Origin of the sequence: Neobacillus drentensis, assembly GCF_036966985.1 — a bacterium.
Taxonomy (GTDB): domain Bacteria; phylum Bacillota; class Bacilli; order Bacillales; family Cytobacillaceae; genus Neobacillus; species Neobacillus drentensis_E.
In genome coordinates this window covers 9,310-11,793 of record NZ_JBALSN010000193.1, presented here as the reverse complement: position 1 = coordinate 11,793, position 2,484 = coordinate 9,310, and the positions used below count along the sequence as shown (strand labels likewise).

Here is a 2,484-nt window from a genome sequence, read left to right as displayed (position 1 = left end):
TCGTGAAGACAGTAGCGAAGAAATTCGGAATGCATGCTACATTTATGCCAAAGCCAGTATTCGGAATCAATGGTTCAGGGATGCATGTCAATATGTCATTCTTTAAAGAAAGCGAAAATGCATTCTTTGATCCATCCGATGAGTTACAATTATCTGAAATAGCATATCAATTCATTGCAGGTGTTCTAGAAAATGTGAAGAGCTTTACGGCAGTAACAAATCCGCTAGTAAACTCTTATAAGCGTTTAGTGCCAGGTTATGAAGCTCCTTGTTATATTGCTTGGTCAGCGTCTAACCGTTCAGCGTTAATTCGTATTCCAGCAAAAAAAGGTCTTGCTACACGTGTTGAATTACGTTGCCCAGATCCATCAGCTAACCCTTACTTAACGTTTGCAGTGATTGCTTCTGCGGGTCTAGATGGAATCGAAAAAGGACTAGAAGCACCAGCTCCAATTAATGAAGATATCTTCCATATGTCAGAAGAGGAAAGAGCCTTCCGTGGCATCGATAACCTGCCAGGAAGTTTAGCAGAGTCAATAAAAGAATTAGAATCAGGAGATATTGCGGCTAATACACTAGGTGAGCACGTTTACAACGAGTATGTTTCGATGAAGAAAGCAGAATGGGACAGCTACCGTACAGCTGTTCATGCATGGGAAATCGATAACTATCATTCTAAATTCTAATTTAAAAAGCGGGACAACAGGGCATTAAAGAGCCCTAGTTGCCCGCTTTTTTTGTATAGAAGTAACTGAAAAGGACAGCCTCTAATTGAGGCTGTCCTCACAAAATATATAAATCCAAGCTGGTTTAATCCTGCATGCTATTTCACTTACAGTGATGCCATGCCTTCTTAAATACGCATAATCCAAAGATAAGGAATGCAAGGAAGCCAATTAAAATGATAAGGAATTTTAGAACGGTAACAATTAAACCGACTAGGCCGATTACTCCAAGCAATGAAGTCACCCACAATAATCCAAACAATAACCAAATGGCACCTGTTAAAAATCCAAGAAAAATTCCAAAAATGCCGCAGGAACAATGGTTAGAACCCATCTATTTTTCACCTCCTGTCCTTGTTTGTTCACCAACATTGTATGCGGTTTCTTTTGAAGATGTTTTATGAAAATAGAAAAAAAGGCGAAAGACCTAAATATGCTTTTTGATAAAAATACGAACATTAATTAAAAAAATGTTATTTATAATTCGTATTTTAACTGAATATTTTACTTGAAATACATAAATTTGTAGGTTAATATAGTCAAATAACAAACAATACACAAGGAGTGGAAATATTTAAAAGATTGAATTGTATTAGGTATTTATGAAAAATATTATGTGAAATGGGGATGAAGGGTCAGATGAAAAATAGATGGCTTATTGCTCTTTCTGCAGTTGGGATACATATTTCGATAGGATCCGTCTATGCATGGAGTGTATTTACAACCCCATTACAGCAGCAAATGGGCTGGGGTCTAAAACAGATTTCTTTTACATTTAGTTTAGCGATATTATTTTTAGGATTATCCGCGGCTTTCTTAGGTCACTTTGTTGAGAAGTTCGGACCAAGAGTGTCTGGGACACTTAGTTCTTTATTTTTTGGAGTCGGAGTTGCAGGGGCTGGGGCAGCTGTACACTTTGAATCGTTACTATTACTCTATTTATTTTATGGTGTCATTGCTGGTATTGGCTTAGGGGTTGGCTATATTACACCAGTGTCAACATTGGTCAAATGGTTCCCTGATCGAAGAGGATTGGCAACGGGACTTGCTATTATGGGGTTTGGCTTTGCAGCAATGATCAGCAGTCCGATAATGAATCACTTAATCCAAACATACGGCATTTCCAACACCTTTTATATTCTTGGCGGTACATATTTTCTAGTCATTTTTTGTTCCGCTCAATACCTTGCTCCGCCAAAAGCGGGTTGGGTACCTAAATGCTTTGATTCAACAGTTGAGACTTCAGGCAATAAAAAGATAAAACAGGATCTAAGACAATTAACGGCAAATGAAGCGGTAAAAACAAGACAATTTTGGGCTTTATGGATTATGCTTTTTATCAACATAACCTGTGGGATTGCCATTCTTTCCGTTGCGTCACCAATGGCACAAGAGCTAGTAGGAATGACAGCCGCATCTGCTGCGACGATGGTTGGAATTATGGGGTTATTTAATGGTTCCGGACGTATTCTTTGGGCGACTATTTCTGATTACATTGGCCGTCCAAATGTGTATACACTATTTTTTGCTTTCCAAATCGTTGCCTTCTTTGTTTTACCAAACCTTACAGTGGGTATTCTGTTTTCAATCATTGTTTATATGATCATGACCTGTTATGGGGGAGGATTTTCTTCGATACCAGCCTATATAGGCGATCTATTTGGAACGAAGCAGCTGGGTGCCATTCACGGCTACATTTTGACAGCCTGGGCAGCAGCCGGTTTAGTCGGTCCGATATTCGTCTCATGGATTCGTGAAA

Annotated in this window: 2 protein-coding genes and 1 pseudogene; all 3 read left to right on the top strand. The window is 38.8% G+C overall.

Annotated elements, in window-relative coordinates:
* Nucleotides 1–686: pseudogene (locus V7659_RS13240) on the top strand (glutamine synthetase); the annotation flags it as partial.
* A 215-nt stretch (nt 687–901) separates the two neighbouring features.
* A complete protein-coding gene (locus V7659_RS13235; RefSeq protein ID WP_335540382.1) occupies nt 902–1,129 on the top strand; it encodes a hypothetical protein in 228 nt (75 codons plus the stop codon).
* 235 nt (nt 1,130–1,364) lie between these two features.
* Nucleotides 1,365–2,484: L-lactate MFS transporter (locus V7659_RS13230; protein WP_420491728.1), on the top strand; the 1,120-nt coding region annotated here is incomplete at its 3' end.

Coding starts and splice junctions, on each gene's coding strand:
- V7659_RS13235 (WP_335540382.1), top strand. CDS start 902: ATGATAAGGAATTTTAGAACGGTAACAATTAAACCGACTAGGCCGATT.